Origin of the sequence: Collinsella sp. UBA1693, from assembly GCF_002320115.1 — a bacterium.
Taxonomy (GTDB): Bacteria; Actinomycetota; Coriobacteriia; order Coriobacteriales; family Coriobacteriaceae; genus Collinsella; species Collinsella tanakaei.
This window is the reverse complement of sequence record NZ_DCJT01000010.1, coordinates 168,416-189,976: the sequence shown is the minus strand read 5'-3', so window position 1 is coordinate 189,976 and position 21,561 is coordinate 168,416. Positions and strand designations below refer to the sequence as shown.

General features: G+C 62.2%; 22 protein-coding genes. 7 read left to right on the top strand and 15 right to left on the bottom strand.

All coding sequences use genetic code 11. From position 1 onward, the window contains the following. Positions 1 to 87: 87 nt before the first annotated feature. Both B3H65_RS05210 and B3H65_RS05205 read right to left on the bottom strand, forming a co-directional pair. A complete protein-coding gene (locus tag B3H65_RS05210) occupies positions 88 to 459 on the bottom strand; it encodes a hypothetical protein (RefSeq protein ID WP_009141025.1) in 372 nt (123 codons plus the stop codon). Positions 460 to 628: 169 nt separating this feature from the next. Further along, positions 629 to 1,297, bottom strand: coding sequence for a Crp/Fnr family transcriptional regulator (locus B3H65_RS05205; protein ID WP_286684405.1), 669 nt, complete (start codon positions 1,295 to 1,297; stop codon positions 629 to 631). A gap of 163 nt (positions 1,298 to 1,460) precedes the next feature. Between B3H65_RS05205 and larA the strand changes: the two genes are divergently transcribed. The 3 genes from larA to B3H65_RS05190 all read left to right on the top strand — a co-directional run bounded on the left by larA (position 1,461) and on the right by B3H65_RS05190 (position 4,438). Next, the gene (larA, locus tag B3H65_RS05200; protein WP_286684404.1) at positions 1,461 to 2,735 is read left to right on the top strand and encodes a nickel-dependent lactate racemase; all 1,275 of its coding nucleotides are present in this window, start codon (positions 1,461 to 1,463) and stop codon (positions 2,733 to 2,735) included. A gap of 387 nt (positions 2,736 to 3,122) precedes the next feature. Beyond that, positions 3,123 to 3,854: a D/L-lactic acid transporter LarD gene (larD, locus tag B3H65_RS05195; protein ID WP_117679134.1), complete on the top strand. Its 732-nt coding sequence runs from the start codon at positions 3,123 to 3,125 to the stop codon at positions 3,852 to 3,854. 239 nt (positions 3,855 to 4,093) lie between these two features. Further along, positions 4,094 to 4,438 (top strand): nitrous oxide-stimulated promoter family protein, encoded by a 345-nt coding sequence (locus B3H65_RS05190; protein ID WP_009141029.1) that lies wholly within the window; start codon positions 4,094 to 4,096, stop codon positions 4,436 to 4,438. Positions 4,439 to 4,478: 40 nt separating this feature from the next. Here B3H65_RS05190 and B3H65_RS05185 read toward each other — a convergent pair whose 3' ends face one another. After that, entirely contained in the window at positions 4,479 to 4,838 is a 360-nt protein-coding gene (locus B3H65_RS05185; protein ID WP_117679132.1) for an arsenate reductase family protein, read from the bottom strand. Between the two features lie 229 nt (positions 4,839 to 5,067). Here B3H65_RS05185 and B3H65_RS05180 point away from each other — a divergent pair, with 229 nt between their 5' ends. Further along, the gene (locus B3H65_RS05180) at positions 5,068 to 6,030 is read left to right on the top strand and encodes a PHP domain-containing protein (RefSeq protein ID WP_286684403.1); all 963 of its coding nucleotides are present in this window, start codon (positions 5,068 to 5,070) and stop codon (positions 6,028 to 6,030) included. A 48-nt stretch (positions 6,031 to 6,078) separates the two neighbouring features. Here the strand turns inward: B3H65_RS05180 and B3H65_RS05175 are convergent, their stop codons facing one another. Continuing rightward, the gene (locus B3H65_RS05175) at positions 6,079 to 7,521 is read right to left on the bottom strand and encodes a pyridoxal phosphate-dependent decarboxylase family protein (RefSeq protein ID WP_286684402.1); all 1,443 of its coding nucleotides are present in this window, start codon (positions 7,519 to 7,521) and stop codon (positions 6,079 to 6,081) included. Positions 7,522 to 7,738: 217 nt separating this feature from the next. Here B3H65_RS05175 and B3H65_RS05170 point away from each other — a divergent pair, with 217 nt between their 5' ends. Then, a complete protein-coding gene (locus B3H65_RS05170; RefSeq protein ID WP_286684401.1) occupies positions 7,739 to 8,653 on the top strand; it encodes a LysR family transcriptional regulator in 915 nt (304 codons plus the stop codon). A gap of 430 nt (positions 8,654 to 9,083) precedes the next feature. On the opposite strand, the gene hisE is transcribed toward B3H65_RS05170, so the two are convergent. The 10 genes from hisE to B3H65_RS05120 all read right to left on the bottom strand — a co-directional run bounded on the left by hisE (position 9,084) and on the right by B3H65_RS05120 (position 18,197). Then, positions 9,084 to 9,401 (bottom strand): phosphoribosyl-ATP diphosphatase, encoded by a 318-nt coding sequence (gene hisE, locus B3H65_RS05165; RefSeq protein WP_117679128.1) that lies wholly within the window; start codon positions 9,399 to 9,401, stop codon positions 9,084 to 9,086. A 51-nt stretch (positions 9,402 to 9,452) separates the two neighbouring features. Then, positions 9,453 to 9,779, bottom strand: coding sequence for a phosphoribosyl-AMP cyclohydrolase (gene hisI / locus B3H65_RS05160; protein WP_286684400.1), 327 nt, complete (start codon positions 9,777 to 9,779; stop codon positions 9,453 to 9,455). A gap of 124 nt (positions 9,780 to 9,903) precedes the next feature. Further along, complete coding sequence (hisF, locus tag B3H65_RS05155) at positions 9,904 to 10,686, bottom strand: imidazole glycerol phosphate synthase subunit HisF (protein ID WP_281694704.1); 783 nt, start codon at positions 10,684 to 10,686, stop codon at positions 9,904 to 9,906. After that, on the bottom strand, positions 10,680 to 11,495 hold the full coding sequence (locus tag B3H65_RS05150) for a HisA/HisF-related TIM barrel protein (protein WP_286684399.1): 816 nt from the start codon (positions 11,493 to 11,495) through the stop codon (positions 10,680 to 10,682). The genes hisF and B3H65_RS05150 overlap by 7 nt, the downstream gene beginning before the upstream one ends. Beyond that, on the bottom strand, positions 11,492 to 12,346 hold the full coding sequence (locus B3H65_RS05145; RefSeq protein WP_286684398.1) for an imidazole glycerol phosphate synthase subunit HisH: 855 nt from the start codon (positions 12,344 to 12,346) through the stop codon (positions 11,492 to 11,494). Before B3H65_RS05145 ends, B3H65_RS05150 begins: the two co-directional genes overlap by 4 nt. Before the next feature lie 9 nt (positions 12,347 to 12,355). Further along, complete coding sequence (gene hisB, locus B3H65_RS05140) at positions 12,356 to 12,979, bottom strand: imidazoleglycerol-phosphate dehydratase HisB (protein ID WP_009141039.1); 624 nt, start codon at positions 12,977 to 12,979, stop codon at positions 12,356 to 12,358. Positions 12,980 to 12,981: 2 nt separating this feature from the next. Continuing rightward, positions 12,982 to 14,070, bottom strand: a complete 1,089-nt coding sequence (gene hisC, locus B3H65_RS05135) for a histidinol-phosphate transaminase (RefSeq protein WP_286684397.1) — start codon at positions 14,068 to 14,070, stop codon at positions 12,982 to 12,984. Between the two features lie 7 nt (positions 14,071 to 14,077). Beyond that, on the bottom strand, positions 14,078 to 15,499 hold the full coding sequence (gene hisD, locus B3H65_RS05130; RefSeq protein ID WP_286684396.1) for a histidinol dehydrogenase: 1,422 nt from the start codon (positions 15,497 to 15,499) through the stop codon (positions 14,078 to 14,080). 113 nt (positions 15,500 to 15,612) lie between these two features. Further along, positions 15,613 to 17,310 (bottom strand): ATP phosphoribosyltransferase, encoded by a 1,698-nt coding sequence (gene hisG / locus B3H65_RS05125; protein WP_286684395.1) that lies wholly within the window; start codon positions 17,308 to 17,310, stop codon positions 15,613 to 15,615. A 194-nt stretch (positions 17,311 to 17,504) separates the two neighbouring features. After that, entirely contained in the window at positions 17,505 to 18,197 is a 693-nt protein-coding gene (locus B3H65_RS05120) for a DUF4867 family protein (protein WP_286684394.1), read from the bottom strand. 606 nt (positions 18,198 to 18,803) lie between these two features. On the opposite strand from B3H65_RS05120, the gene B3H65_RS05115 reads away from it, so the two are divergent. Together B3H65_RS05115 and B3H65_RS05110 are read left to right on the top strand one after the other, a co-directional pair. Further along, positions 18,804 to 19,343 carry a Gx transporter family protein gene (locus tag B3H65_RS05115; protein ID WP_286684393.1) on the top strand — a complete coding sequence of 180 codons (540 nt, stop codon included), beginning with the start codon at positions 18,804 to 18,806 and terminating at the stop codon, positions 19,341 to 19,343. Next, positions 19,336 to 20,475, top strand: a complete 1,140-nt coding sequence (locus B3H65_RS05110; protein WP_286684392.1) for an FAD:protein FMN transferase — start codon at positions 19,336 to 19,338, stop codon at positions 20,473 to 20,475. Before B3H65_RS05115 ends, B3H65_RS05110 begins: the two co-directional genes overlap by 8 nt. 46 nt (positions 20,476 to 20,521) lie before the next feature. On the opposite strand, the gene murB is transcribed toward B3H65_RS05110, so the two are convergent. After that, on the bottom strand, positions 20,522 to 21,469 hold the full coding sequence (murB, locus tag B3H65_RS05105) for a UDP-N-acetylmuramate dehydrogenase (RefSeq protein ID WP_117679120.1): 948 nt from the start codon (positions 21,467 to 21,469) through the stop codon (positions 20,522 to 20,524). Positions 21,470 to 21,561 lie beyond the last annotated feature (92 nt).

Below are 21,561 nucleotides of genomic sequence, written 5' to 3'. Positions count from 1 at the left end.
GCTTTGCATGATAAAACGAAAAAGCGGGCGCGCACCCCTTTGGATGCCCGCCCGCCTTGAAAACCCAGCCATCAAACGTTTAAGGCCCTAGCGCAGGGCCTCTTTGTTGACCCGGTGCGCCGCAAAGGAATACACCAGGTTGACGGTCGCGTTGACCAGTGTGGGCACCCATAGCCCCTCCATAAGCATGATGTAGAGGACAGAGGCCGCGTTAACGATCAGAGCCATAACGATGATGGGTAAAAGGCCGGTCACGCGGCTGGGCACGTTGGCCGCGGTCGACCCCAAAAAGCCCAGCAGAATATCGAATAGCGCTGTCAGGGCGGTGAGCACCGCGATGATGATGCCGGGGAACGTCTCTGCGTGGATAAAGTTCATCACGGTGAGGGGGATGAACAGGCCACCCAAAACAAGCATGACGATGCTGGTGATCTTGAGCAACTTTTGCATTGCGGACATAGGCGTCTTCTCTTTCGCACGGTTGGTTGGTAGTTTTTGGACGAGGGTATTGTACCTGCCGCGCACGCCCTTGCACCCCGCAAGTGCCCGCTTGGGCGTGCGCTCCGCGCGTCAAACCGACCAACGGCAGCAACGTGCTCGACGAACGGCGGCGCTACCAACCCGGGCGCTAGCCCATCACGTAGCGCTCAAGCCGCTCTTTATCGTGGACCACAATGCGGGTTCCGCGATCGCGAGTAGATATGATCCCCTTTTCGCGGAACCCCCGTAAAATACGGTTGACGCTACTTCTAGACGAGATGCCGCAGAACTGGGCGATGTCCTCGTTGGTGATGTCCAGGGTTATCAGGCTTCCACCCTCGCACGGGTCGCCAAACCGCTCGTTCAGGTCGTAGAGAAATCCACCAACCGCGCCAACTTTACCGTTCATGGTGAGGTACCTCATGCGGTACAGGGTCTCTTCCAAGCTCGACCGGTAGTAATCCTTCACGCAACCCAGCAGCAAGGGATCCTCGTTCACATAATCCCAAAACGCAACGCGAGGAATCCTCATGTAGAGCGCCTCATCGGATTCCACCCGCACGGTAAACGGGGCCTTGGCGTGATTGCTCACCTCATCGCGCAGCAGCGAAACCGGGCTGGGCCCTTTGATGTAGAAGATATTGAATTCGCTTCCCTCTCTTAGCGTGACGCTTGTCTTCACCACACCAGAGACCAAAACGTAGACATATTCCTGGTCGAGTCCATAGTAGGAGAGATATTCGTGCCTTAGCTTACGCGTCTGGGCAAACCCCTTTTTCCTCAGATAGTCAACGAGATATCTAGACTCCTCCGCCATGCGCCGCCCCTTTCAGCTCTGTTTGACTCGAACACTGTACACACCCAGCGAAGCAGTGGGTTGACATTTGTTAACTACATTGGGCACAACGCGCGCCTTCCCAAACCCCCATAGTTACCCCGGCTTCAACGCCAACGAAGGTATATGACAGAAAGGGATGGCAATGTTTGACATCGACGTGCCATACGATCGCACAAAGCTGCGCATCAGCCTACCAGAAGAGTGCATCGCCGGAGTGCTCGAGGGGCACCAAGGAGAATTCAAGGCCAAGGGCACCCAGGAGCAGCTTATCGAGCGGGCCCTCGACAACCCGTATTCGTCTCCCACGCTTGAGGAGCTCTGCCAAAACAAGCACGACATCGTGATCATCAGCTCCGACCACACCCGCCCCGTCCCCTCAAAGGTCACCATGCCCATTCTGCTGCGCCGCATCCACGCCGCCGCCCCGCAGGCTCGCGTGCGCATCCTGGTCGCAACCGGCATGCATCGCCCTTCCACCCACAAAGAGCTAGTCGATAAATACGGCGAGGAGATAGTGGCGAACGAGGAGATTGTGATGCACGTCGCCACCGATGACGACGCCATGATCCATATCGGCACCCTTCCCTCGGGCGGCTCCTGCATCATCAACCGCATCGCAGCCCAGGCCGACCTGCTTCTTGCAGAGGGCTTTATCGAGCCGCACTTCTTCGCCGGCTTCTCCGGTTCGCGCAAATCGGTACTCCCCGGCATCGCCTCATACAAGACCATCATGTACAACCACAACGGTCAGTTTATCCACGATTCCCACTCCCGCGCCGGCGTCTTGGCCGGCAACCAGGTCCACGAGGACATGATGGCCGCGGCCGAGATGGCGGGCCTGAGATTCATCCTCAACGTAGTGCTCAACGGCGACCATGAGGTCATTGGAGCGTTTGCGGGCGATATCCACGACGCGCACGAGGCAGGCTGCTCCTTTGTGAGGGAGCTGGCAGGCGTCAAGGCCGTACCCTGCGATGTCGCCATCACCACCAACGGTGGGTACCCCCTTGACCAAAACATCTACCAGGCTGTCAAGGGCATGACCGCGGCGGAGGCAACGCTGGACGAGGGCGGCGTCATCATCTCTATCGCCGGCTGTAGCGATGGCCACGGTGGCGAGGGCTTTTATCACAACATCGCCGAGAATGACCCCGCGGAGTTTGAGAAGTCCTGCATCACCCGTGCCAAAAGCGACACGCTCGCCGACCAGTGGACCGCGCAGATCTTCGCCCGCATCCTGGCCCATCATCCCGTCATCTTGGTCACCGACCTTTGCGACCATGACATGATCCGCGCCATGCATATGACCCCCGCCAGCACCGTGAACGAAGCGATCGCCATCGCCAGAGACCTCAAGGGAGCGGATGCAAAGTTCGCGATCATCCCCGACGGACTGGGGGTTGTCGTCACTCGCTAGCGCGCTGCAGCCCCATCTTCCCCTCGCGCCCCTTCCCGCAAGCACCCTTTCCCTTAGCCGAACGGTGCGCCGTCGCGTCCAAGTGACAATCTGGCAGCCGTGGTCGATTTCCCTCGCGTTCAAAACTGGTGAGAACGCCTTTTGGACGTTTTTGCGCGGTTTCGAAAGGCTGAAAAACGTCCAAATGGCGTTCTCATGAAAACAGCCGCGGATAAACGGTCGCGGGAGCAGACAACGAGCAACGTCTGTGAGCAGCCACACGGAAATGGGGCTCGGGAAATGGGGGCTAAAAAGGATGCGAAGCAGAAAGGGGATGGCAGTCATATGCAGCTGTCCCCGTGCGCTTTCATCCCACCTTCTTTTTCGCTTCATCAAGATAGGATCCTTATGTTTGAACATCTTTTTGCCGAATTCGCCTCAACCGCCCTGATGATTGTCTTTGGCGTCGGCGTCCATTGCGACGAAACCCTCAAAGGCAGCAAATACCGCGGATCAGGTCATATGTTTGCCATCACCACCTGGTCGTTTGGCATCTCCGTTTGCCTCTTTATCTTTGGAGGCGTATGCATGAACCCGGCTATGGCCCTGTGCCAAAGCATTGTGGGCCTTGTCCCTTGGAGCAGTCTGGTCCCTTACGTCATCGCCGAGATGCTCGGTGGCATCGCCGGCGCCTGCATGGCGTGGTTCATCTACGCCGACGACTTCAAGGCATCCGAGTTTGAGGTCGATCCCGTAGCCATACGCAACATCTTCTCCACCAACCCCACCACGGAGTCATACAACCTGCCGCGCAATTTTGCGATCGAGGCATTCGACACGTTTGTCTTCCTCACCGGCATCCTCTGCATCGCCGCGAACGTGGGCGAAAACACCATGATGCTGGGCATTGGCGTGGGTCTTTTGGTCTGGGCGGTAGGCATGGGCTTGGGCGGCGTCACCGGCTTTGCCATGAACCAGGCACGTGACCTTGGCCCCCGCATCGCCTATCAGATCCTCCCCATTGCCAACAAGACCGACAACAACTGGAAGTACGGCCTGCTGGTCCCCGGCATCGCCCCCTTTGTTGGCGCGATCGCAGCAGCCCTGTTCACCACGCTGGTCCTGGGCGTCACCTTCTAGGGCCCTTTCTAGAACCATTCGGCACCGTACAGGCAAAGAGCGCCCGCAGCGACATCCAATTCGCTGCGGGCGCTCTTTTTTGATGCGGGGCCCGTATTCGCCACGATGATGCGCGAAGCGACACGGCGCCAATCAATCGACACGGCAAATATTCTGGACGATGCTATAGTAAACCGAGACTTACTTATACGCTTTTCAGGCGCTTGGGAAAAGCCGAGCGCCATCGGCTTGGAGGCCCCATGGAAGATACCCCGCGCATCGCAGCAAGGCGCAAGCGTGAAAAACTCGTTGTCTCGCAGATGGTCGCCATCTATTGCGCCGGGCACCATCCGGCAGCGTCCCGCACCAAGACCGCCCACTGCGGCGGCGCCATATGCCCAGACTGCGCCGAGCTTGATCGCTTTGCGGTGGCGCGCACCCAACGATGCCGCAAGATGGAGACAAAAACGTCTTGCAACAAATGCGAGCACCATTGCTATAGCCCGCAGATGCAACAGCGCATTCGCGATGTCATGCGCTATGCGGGCCCGCGCATGCTCTACCATCACCCCATCGCCGCCATCCGCCACATGCTGGGCAAATAGCCATCCCTATCGGCGCCGAGGCCAAATCCGTCCACCGATGCTACAGCAGGGCCTCCTCCCAAGCGGCCTCTTTGAAGCCCACCAAGACCGCACCGTCCGTAACCACGATGGGGCGCTTCACCAGCATGCCGTCGGTCGCCAGCAGGGCGAAGGCCTCCTCATCCGACATGCCCGCATCCAGCTTGGCCTTGATGCCCAGCTCGCGGTACTTCATGCCGCTGGTATTGAAGAAGCGACGGAGCGGCAGTCCGGAGCGCTGCTGCCAGGCAGCAAGCTCTTCAGCCGTGGGGTTATCCTCCACAATATGGCGATCGATGTACTCAACCCCATGCTCGTCCAACCATTTCTTAGCTTTCTTGCACGTGGTGCACTTGGGATATTCGATAAAGAGAGCGGTCATGTCGACTCCTTGTTGGTAGCGTTTACATTGCCGCGATTCTAGCACGCGGACGCATGGGTCGCCACGGGCTCGCGGCCATTTAGAGAAGCCGGGGGTGCCCAGCGGTCACCCTGCCGTTATCCATCCAAAAAGGCGGCGTTAAATTCGCGTCAAGCAAGAGCGGAGCACGCGCGAAAACCAGCCAGACATGCCACAATTGCCCATACGCATACCCCGCAGAGGAGGAGCAATGTCGCCAGCACATTCGCCTATCGCCCCGGTCGCCGCCCCAAACGCCTCGGCAGCCGTCCGGCCCATCGTCGACTGCCACACCCACACGCGCTTCTCTGACGGCGAGCCCACGTTTGAGGAGAACATCCGCGCCGCTGCCGCTGCGGGCTGCCGAATCATGGTATCCACCGACCACCTCACCCTGCCCGCCAGCATGGATCCCGCCGGCGAGGTCCAAGTAACGCTTGCAGACCTACCGGCACACCGCGCCGCCTTTGAATCAGCGCGCGGCCTCGCAGCTCGGATCGCCCCCAACCTTGAGGTTGTCTACGGTTTTGAATGCGACTGGTATCCCGGCTGCGAGGAAAACGTAGGCCGCTGGAGCGCCGGCGCCGTTGTGCGCCTGGGCAGCGTCCACTGGATTGGAGAAGCCGGCGACATTCGCCTTGCCGCCGGCGAGGCCGGGTCAAGAAACGTTACCCGCGCAGATTCGCCCGCCTCTGACAACGGCTGGATTGACGATGGCAGCGACCTGCACGTTTGGATCAACCTGGGCGCGGATGAGGTTTGGCGTCGCTACGCGGACGCATGGTGCCGCGCTTGCGAGAGCTCCCTCGCCTTTGACATCATGGCTCACCCGGACCTCGCCATGCGCTTTGCCAACGAGGGCCTCGCCCCCACTCGCGACCTCACCCCGCTGTGGGACCAAATGGTCGCCTGCGCGCGCGACACAGGCAGGCGCATCGAGGTATCGACCGCCGGATTGCGTAAGACCGTGGACGATTACTACCCCACCCGCAGCCTGCTTGAGCGCTTCGCGCGCGCCGGCGTTCCCGTCGCGCTTGGCTCGGACTCGCACCGCGCCCGCGACATCTGCTGGGGCATTCGCGATGCGCAGGCATATGCGTACTCATGCGGCTATCGCTCCTTCGATGCGCCCCATGCAGACGGCGATTGGGAAACCTTCTCTTTGGACGAGTAAACGCTTCGAGGACCACTCATCTGGATGCCCAGCGGACCGCCCTACGCGCTACTCGGCATCCATCTCGGCACGCAGGGCTTCCAGCTCCACCTCGCAGCACTCGTTGAGCCGCTGGACGGTCTCGCGCATAACCTGCTCGGTAGTCTCCGGGTGGATGCAGCAAATGCGCAGCACCTTCATCCCCTTGAGCTCGGTAGTGAACACGCCCGCATCGCCGCTCTCTACGATGCGATGCGAGACGCGCGCGTTGAGCACGTCTTTTTGCTCTTCGCTCAAGCCTTCCGGACTGTAGCGGAAGTTGAGCATCGCCATCTGCGCGGGCGAGACGATCTGCACCATGGGGTTCTTTTCAAGCTCATCCTGCGCCCAGCGAGCAAGATCGAAACCATGTTCAACGGCGGCGGACAGCGCGTCCGACCCCATGACCTGCAGGGTGAACCACAGCTTGAGACCACGCGCGGGGCGCGTGAGCTCCGGGCCCATATCCCATGGATTGGTGATCTGCGCGGACTCCTCCAGATCTTTGAGGTATTCCGGATGCGTGCTAAAGCTGTTGAGCAGGGTGCGCTCATCGCGTACCAGCACCATGCCGCAGGAATACGTTTGGAACAGCCACTTGTGCGCATCCCAGCTAAGAGAATCGGCCCGCTCGATTCCATGCAACATGTCGCGGTAGCGCGTCAGCAGAACGGATGCGCCAATGGCGCCGTCCACGTGCATCCACAGGTTATGTGCCTGGGCGATATCCGCAATTTGGGGCAGCGGTCCCACCGCTCCGGTGTTGGTGCTACCGGCGGTCGCGATGATCACAAACGGCTTGAGACCGGCTTGCTCGTCCACGCAAATCGCCCGCTCTAGGGCGTCCAGGTCCATGGTGAAGTCATCATGGCAGGGGATGGTGCGAATACGGCCGGGTGCCACGCCTACCATATGCAGGCCCTTCGCCACAGAGCTATGCGTTTGCTCTGAAACGTAGGCGACGCCGCGGCACCAGTCTTCCTCGTCCAACTTTGCGTCACGGGCCGCGATGAGCGCCGTCATGTTCGCCATGGAACCGCCGGATACAAAGACACCGCCCGCCGTCTGGGGAAATCCAGCCTTGTCGCAAAACCAGCGCAGCAGCTCGTGCTCGGCAACACAGCCCGCCGGGTAGTTTGCAAAGCTGCCGGCATGGCGGTTATAGCCAGAGGCCATCATGTCGCCCAACCAAGACAGCGCGTTGACGGGACCGGGAACAAAGCCCATGAAGCGAGCGTGGTCGATGTTGTAGCCGTAGCCGATGATGTTCTCCTGCATCTCGGCAACCACCTCGTCCAAGGGGCGGCCCTGAGCGGGAATGCCCTGGTCCGCTATAGCCTGAAGCTGCTCGGGCGCGGCTTCGACGGCGATTGGCCCTTCGGAAAGATGGCGGTTTCGCGAGAACAGCTCGCAGACAAAGCGCACCGCCGCGAGCTCGACGTCGGCTTCTTGCGTGGACCCCTTTGCGTACATGGCATTTTTCCTTCCCTGTGAAGACGCTCTTGAAGCGCGATGACTGAAGTGACTGGCCACATGTTCGCAGCTCTGTTGCCATATGTATAATTCAACTATTTCATTGTGTGTTTAATATTATTTATACTTACAGGTAAGAGCCTATTTATTTCGAGCAATGAATCCCGCGTGCAAGCACGTTCCCGCGCCGCTATAGCCGCAATCGAGGAGGCAATTGATGGAGCTGCGTGAAATTGAGACCTTTCTCGCCATTGTTGAGCAAGGCACCTTCTCCAAAGCTGCCGAGAAACTGGGATATTCGCAGTCCGCCGTGACCGTGCAGATCAAACAGTTAGAGCACGAGCTTGGCGCGCGCCTGTTTGACCGCGTGCCGCGAGGCGCCGCACTCACCGAGCAGGGCCGAGCCTTTGCTTTTCACGCTAACGAAATAGCAGGCGCCGCGCGGGCCGCCAGGGCCTCCGTCGCCTCCGCCCAAGCCGCTCCCCAAGACATCGCGGGCGTTCTGCGGTTGGGCAGCGTGGAGTCCGTGGCGACGGCGATTCTTCCAGAAGTCCTCGTCCACTTCCACTCAACCTGCCCGCGCGTCCAGGTGATTGTGACCACGGCGCAGCGCGGCCGCATGATCGAGGGACTGCGGAACAACACCATCGACTTGTTACTCACGATGGAGGGGCACGTGCACCAATCCGGCCTGGTGACCCGCGCGCTAAGGCGCGAGCAGGTGGTGTTTGTAGCGTCGCCCGCACTGCTCGAGAGCGTTAACGAGGGCGCCCCTGCCGGTCGGCCCCTGAATGCGGCCTCCTTATGCGAGCTGCCGTTTGTTTTGACCGAGCGGGGCGAAAGCTATCGCCTTGAACTTGACCGCGCGCTGAGCGAGCTTGATCTGCATATAGATCCGCTAATCGAAGCAGGCAATACCGAGACCCTGGTTCACTTGGCCGAACGCGGCGTTGGAGCAACGTTTGTACCCCGCTTTTCCGCCCAGCGCGAACTGGAACGGGGAAGCCTGATCGAAGTGACAACGCAGCTGGCACCTGTGGAGATGGAAACCCAGCTGATCCACCATACGGGCAAGTGGATCGCGCCGCACATGAGGATGTTTATCGAAGTGCTCGAGTCGCTTGTGAAGTGAGTAGAGATGAATGAGGAGGGGCGCAAGCCTGAGAGCGGGCTCGCTATCTCCCCGCGCCGGGGCAGGGCGGGGCGGCGTCGGCTCGCCCCAGCCCCCCTGCTGCGACCCAGAGGGGACAAGTGTTCGCCGGACCAAATAATGCGTTAGTGCGGTACGGATGAGGTATAGCAAGGGCACCTTATGAATAGGGAGTTCGCATCATCCGAGCTAGATGGCTTGGACGAGTACGCCCGATGCATAAGAAATGCCCGCTGAACCTTCTCCAGACCGCACTAACGCACTATTTGACCAAACCTCCGCACTAACACGTTATTTGACACAGCGCGGGAACGCCCTCGCCGCCCGCCGCTCGCCCGCCCGCCGCTCGCCCGCTCACCGCTCCACAGGAACGCGCTACCGGTCCCAATAGGTGCAGCAGGGCGCCGTCGCCCTACTTCATGCGAGCGTTCAGCTCTCCCGCCAGCTCGTCGATGGTAACGCCGTAGCGCTCAAGAACCACCAGAAGATGGTAAACCAGGTCGCCTGCCTCGTAGCGAATGTGATCGTGGTCGTTGTCCTTGCAGGCCATGACCACCTCGCCCGCCTCCTCTATTACCTTTTTCAGAAGGCTGTCCTCCTCGCCCTGCAGCAGCTTGGCGGTATAGCTGGCCTCGGGCGAAGCCTCGCGGCGACCATGTATTGTCGCGGCCAGGCCCTCCATGGTCTGCCCTATGTTTCCGTCCTGTACGTTAGCTGTGCGCACTCCCATGCCGGCTCCTCCCTTTTCATCACCATGCGTCGCCGTCGCAATCGCGCCGCGCTAATCCTCGTTATCAAACGCCCTAAAAAAGCAGGTGCGGTTGCCGGTATGGCACGCAGGACCAGGCGAGTCGACGCGCGCCAACAGGGTGTCGGCGTCGCAATCCACCAACAGCTCGCGCAGCTGCTGCATGTTGCCGCTGGTAGCACCCTTGTTCCACAGCTCTTGGCGAGAGCGGCTCCAAAACCATGTGGTCCCGGTCTCAAGCGTAAGCGCCACGGATTCAGCATTCATCCAGGCGACCATAAGAACCTCGCCCGTATCATATTGCTGAACCACGCACGGGATCAGCCCTTGCGCGTCAAACTTCAAATCCTCGACCTTCATGTCGTCTCCTTTCTCTCGCGCGATACGCACCCCCGAATGCCGCACGCCCCGGCGAGCACCGCGCGCACGGCAGGCATCACGCACCGCCCCAACGCATGCCGCGCACGACCAGCGCCCCCGCACGTTAGAAATCCAGCCGAACGGGGATTCCCTGGGCAGCCATGTACTCCTTGACCTGGCGAATACTAAACGTGCCAAAGTGAAATACGCTCGCAGCCAGCACCGCGTCCGCCTCACCCTCGATAATGCCCTGGGCAAAGTGCTCAAGCTCGCCCACGCCGCCCGACGCGATCACGGGAACGGGCACGGCGCGCGCAACCGCGCGGGTTAGCGCCAGATCAAAGCCCGCCTTGGTACCGTCGCGGTCCATGCTGGTCAGCAAGATCTCGCCCGCGCCGCGGCGCGCCGCCTCGCAGGCCCACTCCACCGCGTCGAGCCCCGTGGGTGTACGACCGCCCGCTACGTAAACCTCCCATTTGTCGGCCCCGGGACGTCCCGGCTCCCCCACGCGCTTGGCGTCGATGGCGCAGATAACCGCCTGGCTGCCAAACGCCGCCGCACCTTGGGTGATGAGCTGGGGATTTTTCACCGCCGCCGAATTGAGCGACACCTTGTCCGCGCCGGCAGCCACCATGCGCCGCATGCCCGCAAGGTCCCTAAAACCGCCGCCCACCGTGTAGGGAATGGCGAGTTCGCCCGCCGCACGCGACGCCATATCGATGGTGGTCGAGCGGTTGTCGCTAGTCGCGGTGATATCCAAAAAGATGACCTCGTCCGCACCCTCGCGATCATACGCGCTCGCAAGCTCAACGGGGTCGCCCGCATCGCGCAGCGATACGAAGTTGATGCCCTTTACCACGCGCCCGTCTTTAACATCCAGGCACGGAATCACGCGCTTGGTCAGCATACGCACCCGCCTTTCGTGGACGAGGAATCCGCGTTGTCACCAGCCGCTGCCGCCGGAGCGCTCGCGCTTGCAGCGTCGCCTGCGGCGGCAAGGGCCTCCGTCAGCGTGAAGTTGCCCTCGTACAGGGCGCGCCCGGTGATGCAGCCCTCCACCACGTTGTCGCCGGCGGCGGCGAGCGCCCTGATATCGTCCAGCGTGGAAATGCCACCGGATGCCACCACGGGAAATCCGGCGCACGCGGCGATACGGCGATAGACATCCACATCGATGCCCGTCTGCATGCCGTCGCGTGCGATATCGGTAAACACCAGGTGCCTAAAGCCCAAGCCCGCCAGCTCGCCCACCACGTCTTCAGCGCTACGGCCAACGCCTTCACGCCAACCGTTCACCTTTACCTGGCCGTCACGCGCCGCAACGTCAGCAACCAAAAGCTCGCCAAAACCACGAGCCGCCACCTCCGCAAAACCAGGTTCGCGCACCAGCACGGTGCCCAGAGCGATGCGCTTGGCGCCGTACGCTGCAAGCTGGTCGATGCGCGCCAGCGAGCGAACGCCGCCGCCCACGTCGATCGAGAGGCCGGGCACATGGCACAACGCCTCGATAGCGCGGTCATTTGCCTCGCGCGCTTCCTCGTCCTCTTCCAATGCGGCAGAAAGATCCACCACGTGAAGCCACGCGGCACCCTGCTCCTTAAAGTGCTCGGCCACCGCGACTGGATTGGACGAGTACACCTTCATGTGCGCGCGGTCTCCGCGCTCAAGGCGGACCACCTGGCCCGCGATAAGATCGATCGCAGGGAAGACAATCATGCTACCTCACCCCCATCGCCCGTCTGGCGTGTTACGAACCCCTGCATAACGCGACCGGCAACCATATAAGAATCGCCGTCGCGCGCAGCGGCGACAATGCTTGCGAAGTTGCGCAAAACCTGTAGCCCGTGTGCGGACGATTTCTCCGGGTGGAATTGGCACCCAAACACGCGGCCCTTCCAAATTGCGCTAGCAAAGCTGCGCGTGTAATGCGTGCGGGCGGCGACCGCAGCGGGATCGGCATCTTGGTCCGCCGCGTAGCTGTGCGTAAAGTACACATTGGCGCCCTCCGCCACATCGTCGAACAGAGGACAGGCCGATCCCGACGCGCCGGCGCCCACCAGGTGAATCTGGTCCCAACCAACGTGAGGCACCTTGAGGCGCGAACCGTCCAGCCTTGTGCACGAACCCGCGATTAAACCCAAGCCGCGCACCCAGCGTCTGCCCGCCGCCTCGAACACGGTGCCGGGGGCCAAGCCGTCGCCGCGCCAGCCTGGGTCGTCGGAACATGGCACGGCAACGGCGCCGCCGTCCGAGACCTCGTTGTCGCCCGCCACGGGAACGCCCTCGTCCCCACGCTCAAATAACAGCTGCTGCCCCAGGCAAATGCCCAAAAAGGGCGCGCCGTTGGCAACGGCATCCGTCACCGCGCGATCCTGTCCGGACTCGCTCATATATGCAATCGCATCGTAAAACGAGCCAACACCGGGCAAAACCAGGCCTTCTGCAGAGCGGATCTCATCCGGATTATCCGTCGCATACGCGGCGGCGCCCGCACGGGCAAGCCCGCGCACCACGCTCGACAGGTTTCCCTTGTGGTAATCGACCACCGCAATCCTAGGCGCGTCCATGCGTACCTCCTACAGCGAACCCTTGGTTGAAGGGATGCCCACCACGCGCGGGTCGAGCTCGCACGCAAAGCGCATGGCGCGGCCGGCCGCCTTGAACGCAGCCTCGATAATGTGATGGGAGTTCTCGCCCGCAAGCTCGCGCACGTGCAGCGTCACGCCGGCGTCGCGCGCAAAGGCATAAAAGAACTCAACCGCCAGCTCCGTGTCAAACGAGCCCACGCGCTGGGTGGGGATGGGCAGATCGCAGTATGCCTGGCCGCGGCCAGAAATGTCCACAGCGGCCTGCACCAAGGTCTCGTCCATGGGAATGCACACGTCGGCAAAGCGCGTGATGCCCGCTTTGTCCTGCAATGCGCGGGCAAAAGCCTGTCCCAGCACAATGCCGGTGTCTTCCACGGTATGGTGCGCGTCGACCTTGACGTCGCCGGTTGCCTTGACGGTAAGGTCAAACTGGCCATGGCGGGCAAACGCGTTGAGCATGTGATCAAAGAACGGCACGCCGGTAGCGATGTCGCAGGCACCGGTTCCGTCCAGGTTGAGCTTGATGGAAATATCCGTCTCACCAGTGGTGCGGTGCACGTAGGCCTCACGCGGCTTCTCCAGATTGGCGACGGGCTTCTTGTAAATGGTCATGGCTACTCCTCTCGCAACAGCGAATCAAGCGCCGCGAGCACGGCGTCGTTCTCCTGTGGTGTACCCACCGTGATGCGCAGGCACCCCTCGAGTCCGGCGACGGCGCTGAAATCTCGGACAAGAATCGAGAACTCATCGCGCAGGCGCCGGCGAACCATGGAGGCGTTTGCCATGCGGACCAGCAAGAAGTTGGCGGCGCTGGACCATACGGTCACGCGGGGATCTTCAGATAGCGCCGCGTACATGCGATCGCGCTCCAAGCAGATGGTGGCAACGGTGGACGAAAACCGCTCGCGCTGTTTAACCATCTCCAACGCCGCCGCCTGCGTAAGCACGTTGACGGAATAGATCTGGCGGATCGCAGCGAACGCATCGATGATGTCGGACGCGGCGACCACGTACCCGCAACGGACGCCTGCGGCTCCGAATGCCTTGGACAACGTGCGGAGGACTACAAGGTTGGAGCACTCATCCAACAACCCCAGGGCAGATGCGGAGGCATCGGCGAACTCCATGTAGGCCTCGTCCAGCAACACCACGCCAGGGCACACGCGACACACCTCGCGGGTGAGGGCGGGGTCGATGAGATTGCCCGTTGGGTTGTTGGGCGAGGTCAGCACCACAACGTCGCAAGACGGAGCGGCGGCGAGCACGCGCGCGGCGTCCACCTCAAACGTCACGGGATCGCGAGGAATATCCAGCACAGACGTTTGGGTGAGGTCTGCAAAGAACTGGTACTCGGAAAACGCCGGGGTGCAGGTGAGCATGGTGCGCCCGCAGCCTCCGAACGCAAAGAGCAGGTTGAAGAGCAGCTCGTCGCCGCCGTTGCCCACGCAGATGTTTTCGCGCGCCACACCGTGTCGACGCGCCAGCTCATCGCGCAGGCTGTTTGACATGGGGTCCGGATAGCGGTTGAGCGGCGTCGCGGCAAGCGCGGCGTCCACCCGCTCGCGCACGCCGGAGGGCAGCGGGTAGGTGTTCTCGTTGACCGAAAGGTTGATTTTGGTGGGCGTGAAGTTGGGGTCATAGGGCTCGATACCCCTCAAGTGGGGCTGCACGCGTTCGCGCATGCGGTCGGAAAGCTCTGCCATAGCGAACCTACGCCTCCTTATCCATGCGGGCAGCAGCGTCCAAGGCGGCGCCCCGCATCACCACGGCAGCCTCGTCATCCGGCCAGGCGACCGCGGTGAGGTCCTCGCCTTGCAACGCGTCCGTGCTCACGCTGCCCTCGCCCTGCTGCAGCACGCGACGGCGCAGGCCCGCAGACAACGCGTGAGCCCACAGTCCCTCGCGGCGCGCCATCGCCTGGGTGGCGGGAGCGTCGTTCATAAGGCCCTGCGGGGTATAGCAGATCACGCTGGAGCGCTTCACGAAATCGTCCACGGAAAGCGGGCTGGAGAACATAGCGGTGCCGCCGGTGGGCAGCGTGTGGTTGGGGCCGGCAACGTAGTCGCCCAGCGGCTCGGAGCTCCATGCACCCACAAAGATGGCACCCGCGTTGCGGATGGACCCCAGCAGGCCCATGGCGTTTTCGCAGTGCAGCTCAAGATGCTCCGGGGCGATGGTGTTGACGGCGTCGACGGCGGCGTCCATATCTGCGGCGACCACGATGACGCCCTCGTTATCCAAAGACGTACGGGTGATGTCCTCACGTGGGCTCTGGGCGACCAGCACCTCTACGGCACGCTCTACCTCGGTGGCAAACTGCGCATCGCAGGTCACCAAGTAGCAAGCCGCCAGTGTATCGTGCTCCGCCTGCGCCATAAGGTCCGCCGCAACCACGGCGGGGTTGGCAGAGGCGTCCGCCAACACGCACACCTCGGAGGGGCCGGCGATCATGTCGATGCCCACTTCGCCCGAAACCAGGCGCTTGGCAGCCGCCACGTACGCGTTGCCGGGGCCGGTGATCTTCTCGACGCGCGGAATGGACTGCGTGCCATATGCCAGCGCGGCGATGGCCTGCGCGCCGCCCACGGTATAGACCTCGTCCACGCCCGCCACCTTGGCCGCTGCCAGCGTGTAGGGCGAGATGCCGCCGTCGCGCTGGGGCGGGGTCACCATGACCACGCGCTCGACGCCCGCGACCTTTGCCGGGATGGCGTTCATGAGGACGGTCGAGGGGTACTGCGCGCGACCGCCCGGCACGTAGATACCCGCGGCGCGCACCGGCGTAACCTTGACGCCCAGCATGGTGCCGTCCGCGCGCGTGGTGAACCAGGACTGCTGGACCTCGCGCTGGTGGAAATCGCGAATCTGCTCTGCGGCCTTTTCAAGCGCGGCTAGAAACGCCGGGTCGATATTGTCCAGCGCAGCGTCGATGCGCTCCTGCGGCAGGCGGAACTCATCCACCTCAACCCCGTCGAAATCCTTGCAGTAGCGGCGAAGGGCCTCGTCGCCCGACGCACGCACGCCCTCGATGATGTCCTGCGCGGCGCGCGTGATCTTGAGCGGCACGGCGCCCTCGCGATTGAGGTTGAGGACGGTGAGGCGCTCGCCGGCGCCCAGCTGTACGGTCTTCATATCTATTCCCCTTTGCTAACGTCCGCGGCGACCGATGCCGCACGCGGACGATTCGTTGCCTTGTTTTGGCGCAAGCACCTGCGGTACTTGGCGACGCGGCGCGAACGGCGCGACTACGCCTGCGAGCGACGCCACGCAGCCAGGCGATCTGCCAACTCGAGCACGCGGGCATCCAGGCGCGCGCGCCCGGGGTTCACAAAGAAGCGCGCCGTGCACTCCATAAGCTCACCCGTAATCACCAGATTGTTCTCCCGCAGCGTGGTGCCCGTCGCTGTGATGTCGACAATGCGGTCCGTCATACCAACGATTGGCCCAAGCTCGATGTTGCCGTGCAGCGACACGATCTCCGCGTTGACCCCGCGGCTCTCATACCACGCGGCGGCGATGCGCGGGTACTTGGTCGCCACGCGCAAAGATCCACGACGCGCATAGGCCCGCTCGGCCAAGCCGGCGCGATCCGCGGGCTCCGCCTCGATGAAACGGCAGGCGCCGTAGTTGAGATCGACCAGCTGCAGAAGATTGAGATCGGCCTCGATAAGGGAATCTCGTCCACAGATGCCGCAGTCCGCACCGCCGCACGCCACGAAGGCGGGGGCATCGGTTGGGCGGACGATGACCAGCTCGACGTCGCCGATGGTGCCGCCGGGACGCGTGTCGCGCGAGGAAACGATGAGATGCCGGCCAGGGTCGCGGAAATTGGAAACGTCCAGACCCACGGCCTCAAGCGCTTCTACGGTGCCGTCCTTGAGCGACCCCTTGGGAACCGCGATTCGCAGGGGCGAGGCGGCTTCGCGCGCCACCGCGTAGTCGCCGTCTGCCGCGCGGGCGGAACCGGTTGCACCCTCAAGGCGCTCCAGCGAGAAGGCGAAGCCTGCAGCGGGCACGCGGGTGGCGACTCCAAATGCCCCGTCGAGCACGGAGTCGTAGCGACCTCCGGAGCCAACCGGGTCCGGCAGGCCGCCGGCATAGGCCTTGAACACCAGGCCCGTGTAGTAATCGAAGGAGTTCATGAGCGAGAAGTCGAAGGCGATGCGCCCTGCTAGGACGTCCCCGTCCTCCGCTTGCGACAGCAAGCCCTTGTAGAGCGCACGCAGCTCCGTGGTCGCGCACTCGTCCGCACCGGCATCTGCCAGCAACTCATCCACGCGATCGAGCGCGTCCAGGCCACCGTGGATGCGAGGGATCTCGCACATGGCGCGCGCCACGCACGGCGAGACGCCGCTTGCGGCAACGCGGTCATCCAGGTCGATAAAGTTGTTGGCATGCACCAGCTTGAGCGCGTCGCGGGAAAGCGCGGCGTCGTTTGCAAGGGCGAGCACCTCTTTGAAAGGACGAACGCTGCCGCACACGATGCGCCAATCGTCCAAACCAAGTGCTTTGAGCGATGAGAGCGCGAGGCCCACGATTTCCTCGTCCGCTTTACTGCCGCCCTCGCCGATAAGCTCATAGCCCAGCTGGGTAAACTGGCGCGATCCGCCGGTAAGGCGCGGCTGCTCGCGAACCACCGGCGCCTCATAGCGCAGGCGCAGAGGCAAGTCGCCGGAGGCCATGCGGGCCGAGACCAGCCGAACGATGGGCAGGGTGTTGTCCGGGCGCACCACCAGCAGCCCGCCGTCGTCATCAAAAAGCTTGAACGGGGTGTCCGCCATACGGCCCGCCTGCTCCAGGGAGCGCTTGTCCTCAAGCAGGGGCGTCTCGACCGGAAGATAATGATGCTCGCGCAAGCAGCCTTTCACCGTAAGCGCGATGTCCTCGCGAAGCTGCGCCTCCTGCGGAAGAATGTCTCTGAATCCCCAAGGCGTCGCCGTCATCGGTACCCCCTTTCAGCAAATGGCGCGCATGTGTTCGCGCCGACGTAGATGCATAAAAAATGGACTGGCAAAGCACCAGTCCATTAACTTTATCACAGTAAAGTTATCGTATTTTCGCTCCATGCATCCGTAACACGCGCGTGACATTGCGCCGCGTGCGGATGCGCGCGCAATGGGAGAGAGGGTCGCTATGCCTAGCTGGCCGCGACATCGCCAGCGCCGGCGTCTCTCGCCAAGATGTCCGCGATGTCGATGTTCTCGCCCACCAAACCGACCCACGCACCAAGCTCGCCCTTGCCGGATTCCTCATGAACGATAAGCCACTTGTCAGCGGCCCACAGCATGGCAGCATCGCCGCCTTGGGCTCCCTGGGGCAGCGCGGGCTTGGGGCCGTTTGTGCCCTGCGGCAAGGCGACCAGCACCTTGTAGCCCTCGTCCACGCTCGCCTGGCAAGGAGCGTAGTGAAGCGTGGAGCCGTACACCTCGATCAGCGTGTTCGCGGGGACGCGGAACGCGCAGACCAGCGATGTATCGAGCTCGCCGTCGATAATCTGCTCCTCGCGGGCAAGCAGCAAGATGAAGTCGCGCGAGCCAAAGTTGAATTCGCTGGCACGGTGGTACTCGAGGCAGTTGAGCTTGGTGTTGTGGCCGTTGCACCAGCCAAGCTGGACGGGGCGGCCGCCAAAGAACAGGGCGGAAAGCGCGGGCGCGCACGCCATGTTCTCGAGGGCGGGGTCGCTCGCGGAGTAGCTGCGGCCCTCTGGCATGGGGGTCGAGTGCTCCAGCGTGTCAGCCAGCTCGACCAGGTACGCCCGGGGAACGTCGCTCCACACACGACCGTAAGGGCGAAATGCCTCATCCAATACGGATTCGATCTTGATAGCCATGACCGGCCTCCCTTCTCTTGGGCACAGCAGCGCCCATCGACGCGGTTCAGCCTGACGTATTCGATGCGATCACGCTGGGCGCCCATGCGTCTCATCATTACTGCTCATTTTCGCACAGTATTAATCATTTATAAACGACAAGCAACATTTTCTTTCATCTTTTCCGCCACCCGTTTTGGGCTGGAGCGGTGGTGCCAAAAACCGACTTAGTGCGGAAAGGGAAGAGTGTCAAAAAACGCGTTAGTGCGGAGGTTTGGTCAAATAGTACGTTAGTGCGGTTCGAAGGTCGCCCGACGCAACTTCCGTATGCATCCGCCCATATCGTCCAAGCCTTCTAGCTTTGGCGATGCGAATACCCTATTCATAAGGTACCCTGCCTATCGCCCTTCCTCTCCGCACTAACGCATTATTTGACACGCCAGAGACCGCACTAAGCCACTATTTGTCCAAACCTCCGCACTAAGTCGATTTTTGTCCCAGCTCGCCTTCCGCACTAAGCGATTATTAGGCACGCCCGATCCGCCGCAGCCGCCGCCCTAGTCGCCACCAGGCACAATCGAACCGTCGCTATAAGAGGAGCCCGTAAAACCAGCTATACTACTCAGCATGATTACGAACGAACACCCACATAGCAACGCCCCCGCATCGCCCGCCAGACGCGCGGCGCTTTACGGCGTCTTGGCAGCCCTTGCGCTGGTCGCCGGCTATCTTGAGGTCCTGGTTCCGCTTCCCGTCACCATCACCGGTGTCAAACTGGGCCTGGGCAACGCGATCGTCCTCTTCGCGCTCGAGCGCATGGGGGCCAAACCGGCCTTCATACTTATGCTTATCAAGGTGGCGTGCTCGACCATGCTCTTCGCCAACCCGCAAATGTTTGTCTTTAGCATCGCTGGCGGCGTGCTGTCCTGGGCAATTATGGTGGCGGCGCACAAGAGCGGTTTGTTCTCCACCATATCGATATCGGTGCTGGGCGGAATCGCACACAACGCGGGCCAGCTCATCATGGTCGCGCTTACGCTCTCCCCCACCGTCGCCTTTGTCAACGCGCCTGTCCTGGCAGTCGCCGGAATCATTTACGGTCTGGCAATCGGCATACTGGTCCAAGCGGTGCTCTCCGCCATTCCGCAGGAGGCGACCCGTGTTTAAGCCGCTTCGCCTCATAGATAGCAAGCCCGCCGACCGCCCCGGCAATAAAACCTCCGGCACCAGGACGTGTTTCAACGCGCCCACCGCCCCCGTGCTCACACGCAGGCAAGCCATCTGCACCACGGCATCAACAGCGGCTCTTGTTGCCGCCGGCCTTGCGGGATGTTCCAAAAACACCAACCAAACATCTGCCTCACAGGGGGACTCGTCAAAGCCCGCCACCGGATCCACCTTCGCATTCGATACATACTGCACGTTCACCGTGTGGGGGGATGACGCCGCCTTGTCCCAGCTATCGGCAGCGTGCGCGCACTATGACGAGCTCTTCGACCTCTACAGCCCGTCAAGCGACATAGCGCGCATCAACACCGCCCAAGGAGCTGCGACCGCCGTCGATCCCGACACCGCGCAGCTCATCGCCCTCGCGATCGATTACTGTGCCCAGGCAGACGGGTTGTTCGACATAACCATCGGCGCCGTCTCGACGCTATGGGACTTTGAAAAGGGCGTCCGCCCCGATGACGCGACCATCGCGGACGCGCTTCAGCACGTCGACTGGCACGGGGTGGAAGTGGACGAGGAATCCTCGACGGTTCGGCTTACCGACCCCCAGGCAAAACTCGACCTGGGCGGCATCGCCAAGGGCTACATCGCAGATCGCCTGTGCGAACTGTTGGCGAACAAAACCAAAGCCACCGCCGCGGTCATCTCGCTGGGCGGCAACATCGCCTTCTTTGGCACCAAGCCGGATGCTTCGACCTGGAACACCGGCATCCGCGATCCCAACGACCCCGGCGGAAGCACCGTGGTGGGCACGGCCCATGTCTCCGGCGGCTCGTTGGTGACCAGCGGTCTCTACGAGCGCACGTTTGAGCTGGACGGCACCACGTACTGGCACATCCTAGACCCCCGTACCGGCATGCCCGTCCAAACCGATACCGCCAGCGTGACCGTCGCCTGCCCCTCATCCACCACCGCAGACGCGCTCTCTACCACGCTGTTTGTTGCGGGTAGCAAAAACGGCGGCGCCCTGGCAGACACCCACCAAGACACCGCCGCCTACTTCATCAAGCTCGATGGCAGCCATGCGGAGAGCTCGCGCTGGCAAGAGCTCACCAGCTTCGAGTCCTAGGCCCCATCTCGCAAGCCCCGTCTCGCAAGCCCCGCGGCCGCGCCGGCTAGTCAAACTCGCCCACGCGCCTTACCTCAGGCTCAAGGTCAACGCCAAACTGCGCCTTCACCTCGTCTTGAATATGGGCGATCAAGGCGCACACGTCTGCCGCCGTGGCGCGACCGGTATTCACCACAAAGCCGCAGTGCTTCTCGGACACCTGCGCGCCGCCCACGCTCGCCCCGCGAAGGCCTGCGTCCATAATTAGCTTGCCGGCAAAATATCCCTCGGGCCGCTTGAAGGTGGAGCCGGCGGACGGCATGTCCAAGGGCTGCTTCTCCTCGCGGCGCGCCTGGAAATCATCCATGGCAAAGCGAATGGCATCCGGGCTGTCCGGTGTCAGCTTAAAGGTGGCGCTCAGGACGATGAGCCCGTCCGTATTCACGCGGCTCTTGCGGTACCCCATGTTGAGCTGGTCCACGTCCAACGTGCAGACCGACCCGCGCTGCCCGCGCTTGCTGGGCACGTAGACGTCAACAGACTCCAAAACGTCGGAGGTCTGGCCGCCGTAGGCGCCGGCGTTCATAAAGCACGCGCCGCCCACCGTAGCGGGAATCCCCCACAGGGGCTCCAGGCCAGAAAGCCCCGCATCCGCGGCGGCAAGCGCCACGTCTCGCAGCAGCGCGCCCGCCTGGGCAATAACGCGCGTGCCCTCAATGCGCACGTCCGCCATGTTCTCGCGCAGCAGCACCACCACGCCGCGAATGCCGCGGTCGCTTACCAGCAAGTCCGACCCATTGCCAACCACGGTAACGGGGGTCTCGGCAAATGTGCAGGTGTCCAGCACGCGCACCAGCTGCTGGGGATCCTGGGGCTTCACCAGCAAATCGGCCGGTCCGCCAATCTTAAAGGTGGTGTGCAGCTTCATGGGTTCCACCATAAGCACGTTGTCCTCGCCCACCACGCCGGCAAGGGCGCAAATAAGGTCGGGGTTGAAACTTTCGTAATCGTGCATGAGCACCGCCTTGATGTCGCTTGAATTATGCAGCCTAACTATACCCAGCGCACAGCCCCTTGCATATGACTCCATCAAGCGAGTATAGTGGC